A 16,379-nucleotide genomic window follows, 5' to 3' on the forward strand; every position below is an offset into this window, starting at 1 on the left:
GATCGAGAGGGCTTCGCCATGTTCATCCAGACCGAGTCGACACCGAACCCGGCCACGCTCAAATTCCTGCCCGGCCAGACCGTGCTGGAGACGGGCACGGCGGATTTCCCCTCGCCGGAGGGCGCGGACGCGTCCCCGCTCGCCAAGCGCATCTTCGGCGTGCCGGGCGTCTCCGGCGTTTTCTTCGGGTCCGATTTCGTCACCGTCACCAAGGGCGAGGACGTGGAATGGGACCACATCAAGCCCGCCGTTCTCGGCGCGATCATGGATCACTTCCAGTCCGGACAGCCGGTCATGGCGGGGGCGGCGCAGGCCCCTTCGGGCCATGCCGTGCACGAGGGCGAGGATTCCGAGATCGTCGGGCAGATCGTCCAGCTTCTCGACACGCGGGTGCGCCCGGCCGTGGCGCAGGACGGCGGCGACATCACCTTCCACGGTTTCGAGAAGGGCGTCGTCTATCTGCACATGCAGGGCGCCTGCGCGGGCTGCCCGTCTTCGACCCTCACTCTGAAAATGGGCATCGAGAACCTGCTGCGCCACTACATCCCCGAAGTGACCGAGGTGCGGCCCGTCGGGGTGTGACCGTGTGAGCGACCTCGCGATCGGTTTCGACTGCTCGGCCGCGCATTGCGCGGCCGCGCTCGTCTCGGGGGGCCGGGTCCTCGACGCTGTCGCCGAGGAAATGGGCCGCGGCCAGGCGGAGCGGCTCATGCCGCTGCGGGAGGAATTGCTCGCGCGCCACGGCCGGGCATGGCGCGACCTTGCGGTCATCGGGGTGGGCGTGGGACCGGGCAACTTCACCGGCATCCGCATCGCCGTCGCCGCCGCCCGGGGCCTTGCGCTGGCGCTCGACATCCCCGCGATCGGCGTGACCGGTTTCGAGGCGATCGGGCGCGATCGGTGCGACGCCCATCTCGCCGTGCTGCCCGCACCGCGCGACCAGCTCTACGCGGCCGCGCCGGGCGGGATGCCGCGGCTGATCCCGTCCGAAACGCCCGAGGATCCGGCCCGCCCGTTCGCATTTCCGCCACCCGCGGCCGAGCTCGCCGCCGCGATCGCCCGAATCGCCGCCGCGAAGGCGCATGGCGCCGCGCCGCCCCCTGCGCCCCTTTACGTGCGGCCGGCGGACGCGGCGCCGGCGCGCGACGCACCGCCCCGGCTGCTCGATGACGCCTGAGGCCTGCGCGGCGCTTCATGCCCGCGGCTTTGACACCGGGCGGCCCTGGCGCGCGGCGGAGTTCGCTGCCCTGCTCGACAGCCCCCACGTCTTCGTGGTGGGCGACGGCACCGCCTTCGCTCTCGGCCGCGCGCTCGCCGGCGAGGCCGCGCTTCTCACCATCGTCACCGATCCCGGCCACAGGCGCCGGGGCCTCGCCCGCGACCGGCTCGAACGCTTCGAGGCCGAGGCACGGGCACGCGGCGCCGCGACGGCCTTTCTGGAGGTCGCCGAGGACAATCCGGCCGCGCGCGCGCTCTACATCGCGGCGGGCTATGCCAAGGCCGGGCGGCGGCCCGCCTACTACCCGCGCGGCACGGCCACGCCGGCGGCCGCGCTTGTGCTGACCAGATGCCTCGGAACCGCGGCCGGGAGCGTGCGAAAAACGGTTGACCGTGCTCGCGCGCTGCGGCCTAAACTGCACGCGATCAACAAAGATCGAGACGGCCCGCGCCAGGCGTCCCCCGCGCCCCGAAGAGCCGCGCGCCACCTGACTGGGAGACCGAGATGACCCTGATGAAGCCCCTCTCCGGCGCCGCCGCGGCGCTTGCGCTTACCGCCGGCGCGGCGCTCGCCGAACCCGCGCTGATCTTCGACCTCGGCGGCAAGTTCGACAAGAGCTTCAACGAGGCCGCCCACACCGGCGCGCAGCGCTGGGCCGAGGAGACGGGCGGCAGCTACCGCGAGGTGGAGATGCAGTCCGAAGCCCAGCGCGAGCAGGCGCTGCGCCGCTTCGCGGAGGCCGGTCTTAACCCCATCGTGATGACCGGCTTCGCCTTCGGCAACGTCCTCTCCGAGGTGGCGCCGGACTACCCGGACACGAAATTCGCCATCATCGACGCCGTCGTCGACGAGCCGAACGTGCGGTCGGTGATCTTCAAGGAGCACGAGGGAAGCTACCTCGTGGGCATGCTGGCCGCGATGGCCTCCGAAAGCGGCACGGTGGGCTTCATCGGCGGGATGGACATCCCGCTCATCCGCAAGTTCGCCTGCGGCTACGCCCAGGGCGTGAAGGCGGTCAACACCGATGCCGAGATCGTCGCCAACATGACGGGGACGACGCCGGCGGCCTGGAACGATCCGGTCAAGGGATCCGAACTCGCGCAGGCGCAGATCAGCCAGGGCGCGGACGTGATCTATGCCGCGGCGGGCGGTACCGGCGTGGGGGTGCTGCAGACGGCCGCCGACGAGGGCATCCTGTCCATCGGCGTGGACAGCAACCAGAACTACCTGCACCCGGGCCAGGTGCTGACCTCCATGGTCAAGCGCGTGGACAACGCCGTCGAGGACGCCATGGCACAGGGCGAGGATCTCGAGACCGGCATCGTCGTGATGGGCGTGGACAACGAGGGCGTCGGCTACGCCATGGACGAGTTCAACGCCGAGCTCGTGACCGACGAGATGCAGGCCCGGGTCGAGGAGGCGAAGGCCGCCATCGCCAGCGGCGATCTCGAGGTGCACGACTATACCGAAACCGACAGCTGCCCGGCCCTCAGCTTCTGAGGACCGCGCGCCGCCCACCGTCCAGAAGGCCGCGCCGGGGGCGCGGCCTTTCCGCAGCCGAGAGGGCCTGATGACAGACGCGCCGCCCGCCATCGAACTTCGCGGCATCTCCAAGGCCTTCGGCCCGGTGCAGGCCAACAGGGACATCGACATCGCCGTCGCGCCCGGAACGATTCACGGGATCATCGGCGAGAACGGGGCGGGCAAGTCCACGCTCATGTCGATCCTCTACGGCTTCTACAAGGCCGATGCCGGAGAGATCTTCATACACGGCGAGCGGACCGAGATCCCCGACAGCCAGGCCGCGATCGCAGCCGGCATCGGAATGGTGTTCCAGCACTTCAAGCTGGTGCCCAACTTCACCGTGCTCGAGAACGTCATCCTCGGCGCCGAGGAGGGCGGGCTGCTGAAACCCTCGCTCGCGAAGGCCCGCGCGGCGCTCAGGCAGCTCGCGGCGGACTACGAGCTCAACGTCGATCCCGACGCCATCGTGGAAACGCTTTCGGTCGGCCACCAGCAACGGGTGGAGATCCTGAAGGCGCTCTACCGCCAGGCCGACATCCTGATCCTCGACGAGCCCACGGGCGTGCTCACGCCCGCCGAGGCGGACCACCTCTTCCGCATCCTCGCCGGGCTCAGGCGCGAGGGGAAGACCATCGTTCTGATCACCCACAAGCTGCGCGAGATCATGGAAATCACCGACATGGTGAGCGTGATGCGGCGCGGCGAGATGACCGCCACGGTCAAGACATCCGGAACCAGCCCCGAGGCGCTCGCCGAGCTGATGGTCGGGCGCAAGGTGCTCTTGCGGGTGGACAAGACGCCCGCCCGGCCGGGCGCAGTCGTCCTGGAGGCCGAGAAGCTGCGCGTCGTGGACGAGAAGGGTGTCGAACGGCTCAAGGGCGTCGATCTCTCGGTGTGCGCGGGCGAGATCGTGGGGATCGCGGGCGTGGCCGGCAACGGCCAGTCCGAGTTGCTCGAGGTGCTGGGCGGCATGCGGGAGGCCGCCGGCTGCGTGCGCGTCAACGGAACCGACATAGCGCTTGCCGGACGCCGCGCCGATGCCGGGTCGCGCCGCGCCCGCGGCATCAGCCACGTCCCCGAGGATCGCCAGCGCGCCGGGCTCATCATGGAGTTCGCCGCCTGGGAGGACAGCGTCTTCGGCTATCACCGGGCGCCCGAATACAATCGCGGCCCGTTCATGGACAACGACGCGATCCGCCGCGACGCGGAAGGCAAGATCGAACGTTTCGACATCCGCCCGACCGACTGCCGGCTCAAGGCGCGCAACTTCTCGGGCGGCAACCAGCAGAAGATCGTGCTGGCCCGCGAGATGGACCGCAACCCCGACCTCCTCCTCGTCGGGCAGCCCACCCGGGGCGTGGACATCGGCGCGATCGAGTTCATCCACCAGGAGATCGTGCGCCTGCGCGACGCGGGCAAGGCGATCCTGCTCGTCTCGGTGGAGCTCGACGAGATCTTCTCGCTCTCCGATCGGATCGTCGTGATGTTCGACGGCCGGATCATGGGCGAGCGCGATCCGCAGGCCACCGACGAGCGCGAGCTGGGCCTGCTGATGGCCGGTATCGAGGGAGAGCCGGACAAGCCCGACTGGCAGGCCGTGGACGAGCAGATCGAGAAGGTCGAGGCCGAGGAGGAGGCCGCACGCCATGGATAGGATGCCGGCCTGGGCCGACGCCGTGCTCGTGCCGCTGGTGTCGCTGCTGCTCGCGGGAGCGCTTTCGGCGCTCGTCATCCTCGCCATCGGCGAAAGCCCGGTGGCGGCATTTCGTCTGATGGTCGACGGCGCGCTGATGCGAAGCGCGGGCTGGGGCTACACGCTCTACTACGCCACCAACTTCGTCTTCACCGGCCTCGCGGTGGCGGTCGCCTTCCACGCGCGGCTCTTCAACATCGGCGGCGAAGGCCAGGCCATGCTGGGCGGGCTCGGTGTCGCGCTCGTCTGCCTGTCCATCCCATGGCCGCACTGGACCCTGGCGCTGGCCGCGGCGAGCCTGGGCGCGGCGGCCTTCGGCGCGCTCTGGGCGGTCGTCCCGGCCTGGCTGCAAGCCACGCGGGGCAGCCACATCGTGATCACCACGATCATGTTCAACTTCATCGCCGCGGCCTTTCTCACCTACCTGCTGGTGAACGTGCTGAAGCCCGCGGGCTCGATGGACCCGGCCTCGGCGCGCTTCCCCGAAGCGGTGCACCTGCCGACCTTCGAGGACATGTTCTCCACCGCCGGGACGGCGCTCTTCCGCGGCGCCCCAGCCAACGTGACGTTCTTCGTCGCAATCGCCGCCTGCATCGCCGTCTGGCTTCTGATCTGGCGCACGCGTCTCGGCTACGAGATCCGGGCGCTGGGCTTTTCGGAGACGGGCGCGCGCTATGCCGGGATCAGCCCGGTGCGCGTGGTCGTGGTGACGATGCTGATCTCGGGCGCGCTGGCGGGGCTGATGGGCATCAACGCCACCATGGGCGAGGCCGAGCGGCTGATCCTGAACTCGACCGAAGGGGCGGGCTTCATCGGGATCGCCGTGGCGCTGATGGGCCGCAACCACCCGCTGGGCGTGTTCCTCGCCGCGTTGCTGTTCGGCTTTCTCTACCAGGGCGGCGCGGAACTCGCGCTCTGGACCAACATCCCCCGCGAACTCATCGTGGTGATCCAGGCTCTCGTGATCCTCTTCACCGGCGCGCTCGACAACATGGTGCGGATGCCGCTCGAGCGGGCCTTCGCCGGGCGCCGGAGGCGCGGCTGAGATGGATTTCGCGACCGTCCTGCAAGTGCTCGACAGCACCCTGCGCCTTGCCACGCCGTTGCTGCTGGCCTGTCTCGCCGGGCTCTTCTCCGAGCGTGCGGGGATCTTCGACATCGGGCTGGAGGGCAAGATGCTGGCCGCGGCCTTCTTCTCGGCCGCGGTGGCCTTCGCCACCGGATCGGTGTGGCTGGGGCTGCTGGCGGGCATGGCGGCCTCGATCGCGCTGTCGGCCCTGCACGGGCTCGCCGCGATCACCTTTCGCGGCAACCAGCTCATCTCGGGGGTGGCGATCAACTTCCTCGCCGCCGGGCTGACCGTGCGGATCGCGCAGAACTGGTTCAGCCAGGGCGGGCGCACCCCGTCGCTGGTGGGCGGCGCGCGGTTCGAGGCGGTCACCCTGCCCCTGGCCGAGACGCTGGCGGGCGTGCCGGTGCTGGGGCCGATCTACGCCGAGCTCGTCTCGGGCCACTCCGTTCTCGTCTATGTCGCGCTCCTGATGGTGCCGCTCACCTGGTGGGTGCTGTTCCGCACACGGTTCGGGCTGCGGCTGCGCGCGGTGGGCGAGGCGCCCGAGGCGGTGGACACGGCCGGCATCTCGGTGATCGGGCTGCGCTACGCCGCGGTCGCGATCTGCGGTGTGCTGTGCGGGATCGCCGGCGCCTATCTGGCCACCGGGCTCCAGGCCGGCTTCGTGAAGGACATGACGGCGGGCCGCGGCTACATCGCGCTCGCCGCGCTCATCTTCGCCAAGTGGCGGCCCTGGCACGCGCTCGGCGCCTGCCTGCTCTTCGGCTTCCTGCAGGCCGTCGCCCTGCGCTACCAGAATATCGACCTCGGCGTCTTCGTGGTGCCGGTGCAACTGATGGACGCGCTGCCCTACATCCTCACGGTCGTGATCCTGGCCGGCTTCGTCGGTCGTGCGATCCCCCCGCGGGCGGGCGGAGAGCCCTACGTGAAGGAAAGATGAGGCATCGGGGCCGCATCCGGGGCGCCCGCGGGCAGCCTCGCACCGGCCGCCGCGGCAGCGTCCCCGGCAACGCCCTGCCGGCAAGACCCGCGCCCCGCTGCCCCGCGTCGCCACGCGCCAGCAACTTGCCAAGCCGCCAGCGGGAGGGCTAGGAAAGGTCATGATGATCTACCTCCCCATCGCCGAGGTTTCGGTGAACGCCTTCCTGCTTCTGGGGCTCGGCGGGCTGGTGGGGGTGCTCTCGGGCATGTTCGGCGTGGGCGGCGGCTTCCTGATGACGCCGCTTCTGTTCTTCATCGGCATCCCGCCGGCCGTCGCGGTCGCCACCGAAGCCAACCAGATCGTCGCCTCCTCCTTTTCCGGCGTGCTCGCGCATCTGCGGCGGCGCACCGTGGACCTGCGGATGGGGGTGGTGCTGCTCGTGGGCGGCCTTTTCGGGGCCGCGCTCGGGGTCTGGATCTTCAACATCCTGAAGGCGCAGGGGCAGGTCGATCTGCTGGTGCGGCTCTGCTACGTCCTGTTTCTCGGCGTGGTGGGTGGCCTGATGTTCGTCGAAAGCCTCGGCGCGATGCGCAAGGCGCGCACCGGCAGCCCGCCACCGCGACGGAAACGGCAACGCGGCTGGGTGCACATCCTGCCCTTCAAGATGCGGTTCCGGACCTCGGGCCTTTACATCTCGGTCATTCCACCGCTCATCGTGGGCGTTCTCGTGGGCATTCTCGCGGCCATCATGGGCGTCGGCGGCGGTTTCATCATGGTGCCGGCGATGATCTACCTGCTCGGCATGCCGACCAAGGTCGTGGTGGGCACGTCGCTCTTCCAGATCATCTTCGTCACCGCCTTCACCACGCTTCTGCACGCGGTCACCAACTTCACGGTGGACATGGTGCTTGCCGTGCTGCTGCTCGTGGGCGGCGTGATCGGCGCGCAGGTGGGCGCGCAGCTCGGCACGCGGCTCAAGGCCGAGCAGCTTCGCGTCCTGCTGGCGCTCATGGTGCTCGCGGTCTGCGGCAAGCTTGCGCTCGACCTGCTGATCCAGCCCTCGGAGCTCTATTCCGTCGCCGTGCCGGAGGGTCACTGATGCTGCGCCTCGTGCTCGCGCTCGTGCTGCTCGCCCTGCCAGTCCGGGCCGAGGAAGTCGTGCTGGGGCTGAGCCGCGACACCGTTTCCATCAGCACCAACTTCGAAGGCTCGGAGATCCTGATCTTCGGCGCCGTGAAGCGAGAGACGCCCGCCCCCACCTCCCCTCCGCTCGAGGTCGCGATCACCGTCTCGGGGCCGACCGCGCCCGTCACGGTGCGCCGGAAGGAGCGCGTTCTGGGGATCTGGGCCAACACCGCGTCGGTCACGATCGACAGCGCGCCATCCTTCTACGCGGTGGCGACGAGCGCGCCGCTCGAGGAGGTGCTCACCGAGACCGAAGATCTGCGCCGCAAGGTCTCGGTGCCGCGCGCGATCCGGTCGGTGGGCGCGCCGCCCGACGTGCAGGACGCGCAGACCTTCACCGACGCTCTGATCCGGATCCGGACGCGCGAGGGTCTCTACCAGCTTCTGGAGGGCGCGGTGGAGGTGACGGACCAGACGCTCTTCTCGACCGCCATCGCGATGCCCGCCGACCTGACCGAAGGCGCCTACGCCACGCGGATCTTCCTCACGCGCGGGGGCGAGGTCGTCGCCGCGTTCGAAACCCAGATCGAGGTGCGCAAGGTCGGGCTGGAGCGCTTTCTCTACACGCTCTCGCGCCAGCAGCCGCTGGTCTACGGGCTTATGTCGCTGGCCATCGCCATCGCCGCGGGCTGGGGCGCCTCCGCGGCGTTCCGCATCTTCAGGCCCGGCTAGGGCTCATTCCACGGGGTTCTGTGCCCCGGCGAAGAACAGCAGCGCCCCGTCCTGGTCGTAGATCGGCCGGATCCGCAGCCGGTTGAGGAAGGGCGTCCCGTCCTTGCGGTAGTTCAGGATATCGATCGAGAACCGAGTCTCGGCCCGGAGCGCGTGGCTGATCGCCGCGATCGCGTTCGGATCCGTGTTCGGTCCCTGCAGCAGGCGGCAGTTGCGGCCGATCACCTCCTCGGGCGCATAGCCGGTCTGGCGCTCGAATTCCTCGCTCACGAAGATCATCGGGTTCTGCGGCTGGAACGGGTCGGAGAAAACGACGCTCATTTCATGCTCGTCCTCTTCCAGAAGCGAGTGCAGATAGGCGTCGTCGAACGCAGGATCGTTCATCGGGCGTTTTCCCTGGCGGCATCACGGACAGGATCGGGCCGCGGTTCTTCGCAAAAAGACCGCGGACACCTTCTTATCAGGGGCGGGGGATTCCTTCCAGCGCCAAGCCCCCGCCTTGCCGATACGTCAACCAGTCCAGCACGTCGCGGGCATTCCGGTCAGGCGGGAAGACCGGGTAGAAGACCTTCACGATGCGCCCCGCCTCGGCGATGAGGGCGAGGCGTTTCCACAAGAGCGCGCCCTCGACCTCGAAGGAGGGCAGCCGGAGCGCGGCGCCGAACAGGTGATCGACGTCCGAAAGCAGCGGGAACGGAAGGTCGAGCCGCGCCGCGGCTTCGCGCTGGTATTCCGTATCCTGGGTGGACAGGCCGAAAACGTGGTCCGCCCCGGCCGCGCGCAACTCCCGGAAATGATCGCGGAAGGCGCAGGTCTGCGGCGTGCATCCGCGGGCCCCGGGGATCTCGTTCCAGCCTTCGGGCAGCGCCCGGCCCGGCCGGCCGGTCCGCGGGTAGACGTAGAGAACGACCCGCCCCTCGAGCCGCGAAGCATCGACCGTTCCGCCCGAGGTCGCGGGCAACGCGACCGCCGGCAAAGCCATGCCCTCGAGATGCGCCGCGGCGCCGTCGTCCTCGGGCGCGGGAATCGCGGACCAGTCGACCTCGGTCAGGGACATCAGGCGGCCTCGGTGGCAGGCATGCGCAGCCCGAGGATCTCGCGCGCCTCGCGCCATGTCGCCACGGGCCGTTCGTGCTTTTCGCAAAGCTCCACGGTGCGCTGGACCAGCGCGGCGTTCGACGGGGCGAGCCTGTCGCGATCGAGGCGCACGTTGTCCTCGAGACCCGTGCGCGTGTGCCCGCCCGCGGCGATGCACCACTCGTTCACCTCGAGCTGGTGCCGCCCGATCCCGGCCGCGCACCATTCCGCGTCGGGCGCGAGGCGCTTCACCGTGTGGATGTAGTAGTCGAAGACGTCCCGGTCGGCCGGCATGGCGTTCTTCACCCCCATGACGAACTGGACGTAGAGGCGCCCGGGGATCCTGCCCTCGCGGTTCATCTTCGCGGCCTGGAAGATGTGGGAGAGGTCGAAGGCCTCGATTTCCGGCTTGATGTCGTACTCCCGCATCTCGGCGGCGAGCCAGTCCACCAGATCGGGCGGGTTCTCGTAGACGCGGGTGGGGAAGTTGTTGGAGCCCACCGAGAGCGAGGCCATGTCGGGCCGCAGCGGCAGCATCCCGCCCCGGGCCTTGCCCGCGCCCGAGCGCCCGCCCGTGGAGAACTGGAGGATCATGCCGGGGCAGTGCCTCTCCAGACCCTCCTTCAGGCGCGCGAATTTCTCGGGGTCGGAGCTCGGCGTCTCGTCGTCGTTGCGCACATGCGCATGGCAGATCGCGGCGCCCGCCTCGAAGGCCGCCTGGGTCGATTCGATCTGCTCCTCGACGGTGATCGGCACGGCCGGGTTGTTGGCCTTGGTGGGCACGGAGCCCGTGATCGCCACGCAGATGATGCAGGGTTTGGTCATGATGTTCTCAGATATCCAGGAAGACGGTCTCGTGCGCGCCGGCAAGGCGGATGTCGAAGCGGTAGAGCGGCTGGCCGTCGCGCTCTTCGCGCTTGGCGACCATCGTGTCGCGGCGATGCGCCTGCTCCACGAGCCCCAGCACCGGGTCGGCGGCGTTCGCGTCGCCCTCGTCGGAGAAATAGGCGCGGGTGTTGAGCCCGAGATTGATGCCCCGCGCCACGATCCAGAGCGACAGATGCGGCGCCTGCACCCGGCCCGAGCGCCCTGGCACCGGGCCGGGCTTCACCGTCTCGAAGGAGAAGAGGCCGGTCTCGAAATCGGTGATGACGCGCCCCCAGCCGCGAAAGCCCGGCTCCACCTCGCCGTGGCGGGGATCCTCCGGGTGGGCGTAGATGCCCGCGGCGTTGGCCTGCCAGACCTCGATCAGCGCGTCGCGCACGGGCGCGCCCGTCCCGTCGAGGATGAGGCCCTCGACCCGGATGCGCTCGCCCGCCGCCTCTGGGCCGGCGATGTCGTGGCCGAGCTCGCGTTCGTAGATGTCGAAGCCCGCCGCGCCGGGGGCGAGGCCGATATGGACGTAGGGCCCCGCGGTCTGCGACGGGCTTTCCCGCAGGTAATGAAGCTTCTGCACCATCTCAATTGCCCTCCAGCCGGTTCTCGAAAAGCGTGGAGCGCCGCCCGCGGAGCACGATGTCGAAGCGGTAGGCGAGGCAGTCGAAGGGCACCGAGGCGTTCATGTCGAGCGCGGCGACGAGCTGCTCGATGGCCGCGGGATCCGGGATCGTCTGCACGATCGGGCATTTCGGGATGAGCGGGTCGCCCTCGAAATACATCTGCGTGATGAGCCGCTGCGCGCAGCCCGTGCCGAACACCGAGAAATGGATGTGCGCGGGGCGCCAGTTGTTCTCCCAGTTGCGCCACGGGTAGGCCCCGGGCTTCACGGTCCGGAAGAAATAGTAGCCCTCCGCGTCGGTGAGCGTGCGCCCGCAGCCCCCGAAATTGGGGTCGATGGGCGCGAGGTAGCTGTCGTTCCGGTGGCGGTAGCGCCCGCCGGCATTCGCCTGCCAGATCTCGACCAGGGTATCGGGCACGGGCCGCGCCTCCTCGTCGAGGACGCGGCCGTGCACGATGATGCGCTCGCCCACCGGCTCGCCGTCCTTGCCGTAGTTCAGGATCAGGTCGCGGTCGATCTCCTGGACGTCGTCGGGCCGGAAGACCGGGCCGGTGATCTCGCTCCGCGTGTTCTCGATAGCGAGAGCGGCCAGACGCGGGCTGCGCGCCACGGAGGACTTGTATCGCGGCGCGTGGGCGGGCGGGTGCCGCTGCCGGTCGCGCTGGAAGAATTCTCCGTCGTGGCGCCTCATGTCTCCACCCCCATCTCGGCGTAGGTCTCCTTCACGATGCGGATCGCGTGGTTGGCGCGCGGAACGCCCGCGTAGATCGCCACGTGCAGCATCGCCTCCATCACCTCTTCGGGGCGTGCGCCGGTGCGCGCCGTGGCACGCACATGCATCGCAAGCTCCGCGTCGTTGCCGAGCGCGGCCAGCAGCGCCAGCGTCAGAAGCGACCGGTCCCGTCGCGTGAGCCCTTCGCGGGACCACACATGGCCCCAGGCCGCCTCGGTAATGAGATCCTGAAACGGCGCGTCGAAGGACGTCCTGGCCGCCTCGGCGCGGTCCACATGGGCGTCGCCCAGCACCTCGCGCCGGGTCGCCATGCCCTTATCGTAGCGTTCGCTCACCCTTTCCTCCCCATGGCAACAGATAGGCCGGAACGGCATCGGAAGTCCACCGGACGGGCGCGGTCAGCCGCCCTCGGGCCGTTCGGCGATCCGGGCGCCGTCCTCCAGCCCCGCGGCCGGGTAAAGCACGACCCGGTCGCCTTGCGCCAGCCCCTGCGTCACCTCGGCCGCCTCTGCGTTCCTGCGGCCGATGCCCACCGGCCGAAGCGTGGCGCGGCCGTCGCGCGCCACGAACACCGCCCAGCCGTCGCCGTCGCGGAACAGCGCCGCGGCGGGCACGCGCACCACGTCCTCGCCGCGCCAGACGACGATGTTGACCTCGACGCGGTAGCCGTGGGCCAGCGATGCCTCCCACGCCTCCGGATCATCGAAGGCGATGCGGACACGCACGCGCTGCTCCTCCACGCCGAGGGCGGACACCTTCGTCACGCCGAAGGGGGCGATCCGCCGCACCTGGCCGGCAAGCGGCGCACCGCCCCAGTCGTCGATCACCACGGGATCGCCCACCTCGACCTGCACGGCGTCGGCCGACAGAAGCTCCGCCTCGACCTCGAGGTCGCGGCGGATATCGCCGATCTCCAGGATGGGCGCACCGGCGCCGAGGGTGGTCTCGCTCTTCTCGAAGACCTGCAGAACCACCCCGTCGATGGGCGCGTAAAGGGGGATGTCGTCCTCGCGGTCGGTGGCACTTTCCCGGAGATCGCCCGCGATACCGTCGAACCCGATGAGCTGCGCCCGCGCGGTGCCGAGTTCGGCCTCGCGCATGGCGATGGCGGCGAGCGCGGTCTCCAGCCGCGCGGCGGCCGCGCGCGCCTCTGCCACGGCGCGCTGGACGGCCTGCTCGCTCGCGTTGCCCTGCTCGGCAAGGCGCTCCGCGCGCGTCCGCTCGGCGTCGGCGAGTTCCAGCGCGGCCTCTGCGGCACGGCGCTCGCCCTCGGCGACGCGAAGCGCGGCCCGCGCGGCGTCGAGCGCCGCGACGGCCTGCTCGCGGCTGCGCAGATCATAGGCCGCGGGGTTGACCGGGCTCATCCGCGCGACGACGGTCGCGCCGCGCTCGACCGGGTCGCCCGGCTCGACCGAAACGCGGGAGAGCCTGCCCCCGACCGGGGCGGAGACCACGTAGCTGTCGCGCACCCGTGTGCGGCCCTCCTCGGTGATCCGCACCTCCAGGGGGCCGCGTGTCACGCGATCCAGATCGACAAGCGTGGGCCGCGGCCAGAACGCGGCGGCCAGAAGCCCGCCGACGACCAGCGCCGCCGCGAGTGCCAGGACGCCCCGGCCGATCCTTCGTTTCGCCATGCGCTCACTCCCGCGTCTTGAGCACCGCCAGGATGTCGGCCCGGGCGATGTCGCGCCGTACCAGCAGGCCGGACACCAGCAGCGCGGCGAGAACCACAAGCGCGGCATAGCCATGACTGGCGGCGCTGAACAGGGCCTGCACCTGATAAAGCTCGTTCGAGAAGGCCGCCGCGATCACCAGCGTGAGCCCGTAGCCCACCGCCGATCCGATCGGCAGGGCAAGGAGCGTCACGACGACGAGCTCGCCCAGGAGCACGAAGGTCACCTCGCCGCGCGAGAACCCCATGACACTCAGCGAGGCGAGGTCGCGCGCGCGCTCGGCATAGGCGATGCGGGCCGCGTTGTAGACCACGCCGAAGGCCACGATGAAGGCGAGCGCCATGTTGATGAAGCGCATGGTGCCCATGCCCGAGTCCATCAGCTCCTGAAGCGCGGCGCGCGCCTCCGCCTTGCTGCTCGCCCCGGCCACGAAAGGCATCTCCGCGAGCGCCTGCACGAGTGCGTCAGACTGCGCCGCGTCCACGGTGAGCAGCGCATCGCTTGCCCGGAACCCCTCGCCCAGCGCGCGGTTGAGCGCCGAGAGTTCGAGATAGGCCGGCGTCCCGATGGCCGACGCGGCCACCGCCGCCACCGGCAGGCGCAGCACCGGCCGCGCCCCCTCGCGCAGTTCGGCCTCGATCACGTCGCCGGGCGCCGCGCCGAGGATATCGGCGAGCGCGTCGCCGAGAACGAGGCCGTCGGCGCGCAGCGGGACGGCGCGTTCCTCCTCGTCGAGCGCGCGGAACAGCTCGGGCCGCTCCACGAGGCCCGAGATGGCGCCGCGATGCGTCTCGAGCCCGTGCCGGAACGCCACGGGGACATGCCGCTGGGGCTCGACCGCCCGCACCCCCTCCATCCGGGCGATCCGGTAAAGGGCCGCTTCGGAAAGCGGGTGGGTGAAGGTGACCGTCACGTCGCTGCGGTTCACCACCTCGAAGCCGAGGCGCACCGTGCGCTCGAAGCCCGCGTGGATGGTGATCATGGCGGCGCAGAGCCCCATGCCCACGGCGATGCCGGCCACCGCGCCGCCCATCCGGAGCGGCTGGCGGGTGAGCCGGCGCAGCACCATGCGCGTGGGCTGGTCGAGGCGCGCGGCGAGGCCTGCCCCGATCCGTCCCGCGCGGCTGTAGTCGGGCGGCGCAGGCGGGCGCATGGCCTCGGCGGGCTGAAGCCGGAAGACCTGGCGCAGCACGACGAGCCCACCCGCGGCCGCAGCCGCCACGCTCACGGTTCCGCCGAGCACCACCGCCGCCGGGTCGAGGCGGAAGACGAGGAACGGGAACTTGAAATACTGGATGTAGAGCGACACCGTCGCCCGCCCGAGCGCCAGCCCGGCCAGCGCGCCGAGAAGCGCTCCCGCGAGCGCGATGGCCAGCACGAACTTGGCGTAGTGTCCCGCCACTTCGGCGTCGGTATAGCCGAACGCCTTCAGCAGGCCGATCTCCTCGCGCTCGGCCTGCACCATGCGCCAGACGACGATGTAGAGAAGGAAGGCGGCGATTGCGAGGAAGGCCGGCGGCACGGCCCGCGACATCATCTCGAGCCCGCGAATCTCCTCGCTGACAAAGCGGTTCGACGTCTGCTCGGCCAGCGGATAGGCGCCCTGCCCGCCATAGGGCTCGAGAAGCCGGTCCACCGCGTCCAGCACCGGTGGCGCCCGCGCGCCGCGCTGCAGGCTCAGGATGGCCTCGTTGAACGCGCCTTCCATGTCGTAGAGCGCCGCGACCGCCTTGTGCGGCATCCAGATGACCCCGAAGCGCGCGTCGTCCGGCGCCAGCTCTCCTGGCGGGGTCGTGTAGAGGAACTCGGGCGACTGCGCGAGCCCGGCGATGACGAAGCTGCGGCGCGTGCCGTTCATGGTGGCGGAGAGCCGGTCGCCGGGGCCGAGGCCGTTCGCCCGCGCGAAGCTTTCCAGCACCAGCACCTCGTCGTTGCGCCCCGGCGCGGGGCGGCCGCCTTCGGCCAGGCGCAGGCCGTTCAGCGCGGCCGGCGTGTCCTGCGGCAGCGAAAGCGCCACCGCCTGCACCGGCAAGGCCCGGCCCGGCAGGTCGATGCGCGCCGCGCCGCGGCTCCGTCCCTCGGCGCGCGCGACGCCCGGCAGCTCCGCGAGATCGTCGAGGACGGCGCGCGGCGCGCGCTCGAGCGGCGCGACCACGTCGGCCAGCCCGTGACGTTCGTAATAGGCGCGCCGCGTCTCGTCGAGCGACAGCACGAGCCCGGTGAACATCACCAGCACCATGACCCCCACCGCGATCACCGCGGCGATGGCGGCCACCTGGCCCTTCGCTGCCCAGAGATCGCGCAGGAGCTTTCGGTCGAGGGGGCTCACCACGCGATCTCCTCGGGGTCGGCCTTCTCGGCGTTGCGGGTCCGCTCGGCGATGCGGCCATCGTGGAAATGCAGCACCAGGTCCGCCATGGCGGCCGTCGCCGCGGCGTGGGTGACGATCAGCACCGTCGTGCCGAGGCGCGCGTTCACGTCGCGCAGGACGCGCAGCACGGCGCGCCCGGTGGTGCTGTCGAGCGCGCCGGTGGGCTCGTCACAGAAGAGCACGTCGGGCCGCTTCGCCACGGCGCGCGCGATCGCCACGCGCTGCTGTTCGCCGCCGGAGAGCTGGCTGATGAAATGCCCCCGCCGCTCGGAAAGCCCGACGAGGCCCAGCGCCTCGCCCGGGTCGAGCGGGTCGCGGGCGATCTCGGTCACGAGCTCCACGTTCTCCTCCGCCGTGAGGCTCGGCATCAGGTTGTAGAACTGGAAGACGAAGCCCACGTGATCCCGCCGGTAGCGGGTGAGCTCGCGGTCCGACATCTCATGGAGCGGCGCGCCCTCGAAATAGACCTCGCCCTTGCTGGGCCGGTCGAGGCCGCCGAGGATGTTGAGAAGCGTGGACTTGCCGCTGCCCGACGGGCCGAGAAGGACGGCCATTTCGCCCTTCGGGATTTCGAGGTCGACACCGCGCAACGCGTGCACCGCCGCGCGGCCCTCGCCGTAGACACGCGTCACCCCGCGTGCGTCGTAGGCCAGTTCCGGATCTGCGCCCACGGATCCCGCCCCCAGTTCTGCGCTGCGGCTGCAGGATATCACCGACGGGCGGGCCCGAACAATGCCGCC

18 protein-coding genes are annotated in these 16,379 nt (G+C 70.4%); 9 read left to right on the forward strand and 9 right to left on the reverse strand.

Annotation, left to right across the window (positions count from 1 at the left end):
* The first annotated feature begins 18 nt into the window (after nucleotides 1–18).
* From AB6A65_RS06105 to AB6A65_RS06145, 9 genes are all read left to right on the forward strand, one after another.
* The gene (locus AB6A65_RS06105) at nucleotides 19–582 is read left to right on the forward strand and encodes a NifU family protein (RefSeq protein WP_371037471.1); all 564 of its coding nucleotides are present in this window, start codon (nucleotides 19–21) and stop codon (nucleotides 580–582) included.
* Between the two features lie 4 nt (nucleotides 583–586).
* Nucleotides 587–1,177, forward strand: a complete 591-nt coding sequence (tsaB, locus tag AB6A65_RS06110; protein ID WP_371037472.1) for a tRNA (adenosine(37)-N6)-threonylcarbamoyltransferase complex dimerization subunit type 1 TsaB — start codon at nucleotides 587–589, stop codon at nucleotides 1,175–1,177.
* A complete protein-coding gene (locus tag AB6A65_RS06115; RefSeq protein ID WP_371037473.1) occupies nucleotides 1,167–1,727 on the forward strand; it encodes a GNAT family N-acetyltransferase in 561 nt (186 codons plus the stop codon). Before tsaB ends, AB6A65_RS06115 begins: the two co-directional genes overlap by 11 nt.
* Entirely contained in the window at nucleotides 1,724–2,719 is a 996-nt protein-coding gene (locus tag AB6A65_RS06120; protein ID WP_371037474.1) for a BMP family protein, read from the forward strand. The genes AB6A65_RS06115 and AB6A65_RS06120 overlap by 4 nt, the downstream gene beginning before the upstream one ends.
* Nucleotides 2,720–2,789: 70 nt before the next feature.
* Nucleotides 2,790–4,397, forward strand: coding sequence for an ABC transporter ATP-binding protein (locus AB6A65_RS06125; protein ID WP_371037475.1), 1,608 nt, complete (start codon nucleotides 2,790–2,792; stop codon nucleotides 4,395–4,397).
* Nucleotides 4,390–5,481: an ABC transporter permease gene (locus AB6A65_RS06130; protein ID WP_371037476.1), complete on the forward strand. Its 1,092-nt coding sequence runs from the start codon at nucleotides 4,390–4,392 to the stop codon at nucleotides 5,479–5,481. The genes AB6A65_RS06125 and AB6A65_RS06130 overlap by 8 nt, the downstream gene beginning before the upstream one ends.
* A 1-nt stretch (nucleotide 5,482) precedes the next feature.
* Nucleotides 5,483–6,448, forward strand: a complete 966-nt coding sequence (locus AB6A65_RS06135) for an ABC transporter permease (RefSeq protein WP_371037477.1) — start codon at nucleotides 5,483–5,485, stop codon at nucleotides 6,446–6,448.
* 160 nt (nucleotides 6,449–6,608) lie between these two features.
* The gene (locus AB6A65_RS06140) at nucleotides 6,609–7,529 is read left to right on the forward strand and encodes a sulfite exporter TauE/SafE family protein (RefSeq protein ID WP_371037478.1); all 921 of its coding nucleotides are present in this window, start codon (nucleotides 6,609–6,611) and stop codon (nucleotides 7,527–7,529) included.
* Complete coding sequence (locus AB6A65_RS06145) at nucleotides 7,529–8,287, forward strand: TIGR02186 family protein (protein WP_371037479.1); 759 nt, start codon at nucleotides 7,529–7,531, stop codon at nucleotides 8,285–8,287. The genes AB6A65_RS06140 and AB6A65_RS06145 overlap by 1 nt, the downstream gene beginning before the upstream one ends.
* 3 nt (nucleotides 8,288–8,290) lie before the next feature.
* Here AB6A65_RS06145 and AB6A65_RS06150 read toward each other — a convergent pair whose 3' ends face one another.
* From AB6A65_RS06150 to AB6A65_RS06190, 9 genes are all read right to left on the reverse strand, one after another.
* Nucleotides 8,291–8,671, reverse strand: coding sequence for a PAS domain-containing protein (locus tag AB6A65_RS06150; protein ID WP_371037480.1), 381 nt, complete (start codon nucleotides 8,669–8,671; stop codon nucleotides 8,291–8,293).
* A gap of 76 nt (nucleotides 8,672–8,747) precedes the next feature.
* The gene (locus AB6A65_RS06155) at nucleotides 8,748–9,344 is read right to left on the reverse strand and encodes a peroxiredoxin (protein WP_371037481.1); all 597 of its coding nucleotides are present in this window, start codon (nucleotides 9,342–9,344) and stop codon (nucleotides 8,748–8,750) included.
* Entirely contained in the window at nucleotides 9,344–10,189 is an 846-nt protein-coding gene (locus AB6A65_RS06160) for a 3-keto-5-aminohexanoate cleavage protein (RefSeq protein ID WP_371037482.1), read from the reverse strand. Before AB6A65_RS06160 ends, AB6A65_RS06155 begins: the two co-directional genes overlap by 1 nt.
* A 7-nt stretch (nucleotides 10,190–10,196) precedes the next feature.
* Nucleotides 10,197–10,823 (reverse strand): protocatechuate 3,4-dioxygenase subunit alpha, encoded by a 627-nt coding sequence (gene pcaG, locus AB6A65_RS06165; RefSeq protein WP_371037483.1) that lies wholly within the window; start codon nucleotides 10,821–10,823, stop codon nucleotides 10,197–10,199.
* Nucleotide 10,824: 1 nt separating this feature from the next.
* Entirely contained in the window at nucleotides 10,825–11,553 is a 729-nt protein-coding gene (gene pcaH / locus AB6A65_RS06170; protein ID WP_371037484.1) for a protocatechuate 3,4-dioxygenase subunit beta, read from the reverse strand.
* Nucleotides 11,550–11,969, reverse strand: coding sequence for a 4-carboxymuconolactone decarboxylase (pcaC, locus tag AB6A65_RS06175; protein ID WP_371037485.1), 420 nt, complete (start codon nucleotides 11,967–11,969; stop codon nucleotides 11,550–11,552). Before pcaC ends, pcaH begins: the two co-directional genes overlap by 4 nt.
* A gap of 24 nt (nucleotides 11,970–11,993) precedes the next feature.
* Nucleotides 11,994–13,229, reverse strand: coding sequence for an efflux RND transporter periplasmic adaptor subunit (locus tag AB6A65_RS06180; protein WP_371037486.1), 1,236 nt, complete (start codon nucleotides 13,227–13,229; stop codon nucleotides 11,994–11,996).
* A 4-nt stretch (nucleotides 13,230–13,233) separates the two neighbouring features.
* Nucleotides 13,234–15,597, reverse strand: a complete 2,364-nt coding sequence (locus AB6A65_RS06185) for an FtsX-like permease family protein (RefSeq protein ID WP_371037487.1) — start codon at nucleotides 15,595–15,597, stop codon at nucleotides 13,234–13,236.
* A complete protein-coding gene (locus AB6A65_RS06190) occupies nucleotides 15,594–16,310 on the reverse strand; it encodes an ABC transporter ATP-binding protein (protein ID WP_371037488.1) in 717 nt (238 codons plus the stop codon). Before AB6A65_RS06190 ends, AB6A65_RS06185 begins: the two co-directional genes overlap by 4 nt.
* Nucleotides 16,311–16,379 lie beyond the last annotated feature (69 nt).

It is taken from the genome of Rhodosalinus sp. FB01, assembly GCF_041365715.1.
Classification (GTDB): domain Bacteria; phylum Pseudomonadota; class Alphaproteobacteria; order Rhodobacterales; family Rhodobacteraceae; genus Rhodosalinus.

What these genes read in the sequence shown, in the direction of transcription:
- AB6A65_RS06105 (WP_371037471.1), top strand. Translation starts at nt 19, where the DNA reads ATGTTCATCCAGACCGAGTCGACACCGAACCCGGCCACGCTCAAATTC.
- AB6A65_RS06115 (WP_371037473.1), top strand. Translation starts at nt 1,167, where the DNA reads ATGACGCCTGAGGCCTGCGCGGCGCTTCATGCCCGCGGCTTTGACACC.
- AB6A65_RS06120 (WP_371037474.1), top strand. Translation starts at nt 1,724, where the DNA reads ATGACCCTGATGAAGCCCCTCTCCGGCGCCGCCGCGGCGCTTGCGCTT.
- AB6A65_RS06125 (WP_371037475.1), top strand. Translation starts at nt 2,790, where the DNA reads ATGACAGACGCGCCGCCCGCCATCGAACTTCGCGGCATCTCCAAGGCC.
- AB6A65_RS06130 (WP_371037476.1), top strand. Translation starts at nt 4,390, where the DNA reads ATGGATAGGATGCCGGCCTGGGCCGACGCCGTGCTCGTGCCGCTGGTG.
- AB6A65_RS06135 (WP_371037477.1), top strand. Translation starts at nt 5,483, where the DNA reads ATGGATTTCGCGACCGTCCTGCAAGTGCTCGACAGCACCCTGCGCCTT.
- AB6A65_RS06140 (WP_371037478.1), top strand. Translation starts at nt 6,609, where the DNA reads ATGATGATCTACCTCCCCATCGCCGAGGTTTCGGTGAACGCCTTCCTG.
- AB6A65_RS06145 (WP_371037479.1), top strand. Translation starts at nt 7,529, where the DNA reads ATGCTGCGCCTCGTGCTCGCGCTCGTGCTGCTCGCCCTGCCAGTCCGG.
- AB6A65_RS06150 (WP_371037480.1), bottom strand. Translation starts at nt 8,671, where the DNA reads ATGAACGATCCTGCGTTCGACGACGCCTATCTGCACTCGCTTCTGGAA.
- AB6A65_RS06155 (WP_371037481.1), bottom strand. Translation starts at nt 9,344, where the DNA reads ATGTCCCTGACCGAGGTCGACTGGTCCGCGATTCCCGCGCCCGAGGAC.
- AB6A65_RS06160 (WP_371037482.1), bottom strand. Translation starts at nt 10,189, where the DNA reads ATGACCAAACCCTGCATCATCTGCGTGGCGATCACGGGCTCCGTGCCC.
- pcaG (WP_371037483.1), bottom strand. Translation starts at nt 10,823, where the DNA reads ATGGTGCAGAAGCTTCATTACCTGCGGGAAAGCCCGTCGCAGACCGCG.
- pcaH (WP_371037484.1), bottom strand. Translation starts at nt 11,553, where the DNA reads ATGAGGCGCCACGACGGAGAATTCTTCCAGCGCGACCGGCAGCGGCAC.
- pcaC (WP_371037485.1), bottom strand. Translation starts at nt 11,969, where the DNA reads ATGCCGTTCCGGCCTATCTGTTGCCATGGGGAGGAAAGGGTGAGCGAA.
- AB6A65_RS06180 (WP_371037486.1), bottom strand. Translation starts at nt 13,229, where the DNA reads ATGGCGAAACGAAGGATCGGCCGGGGCGTCCTGGCACTCGCGGCGGCG.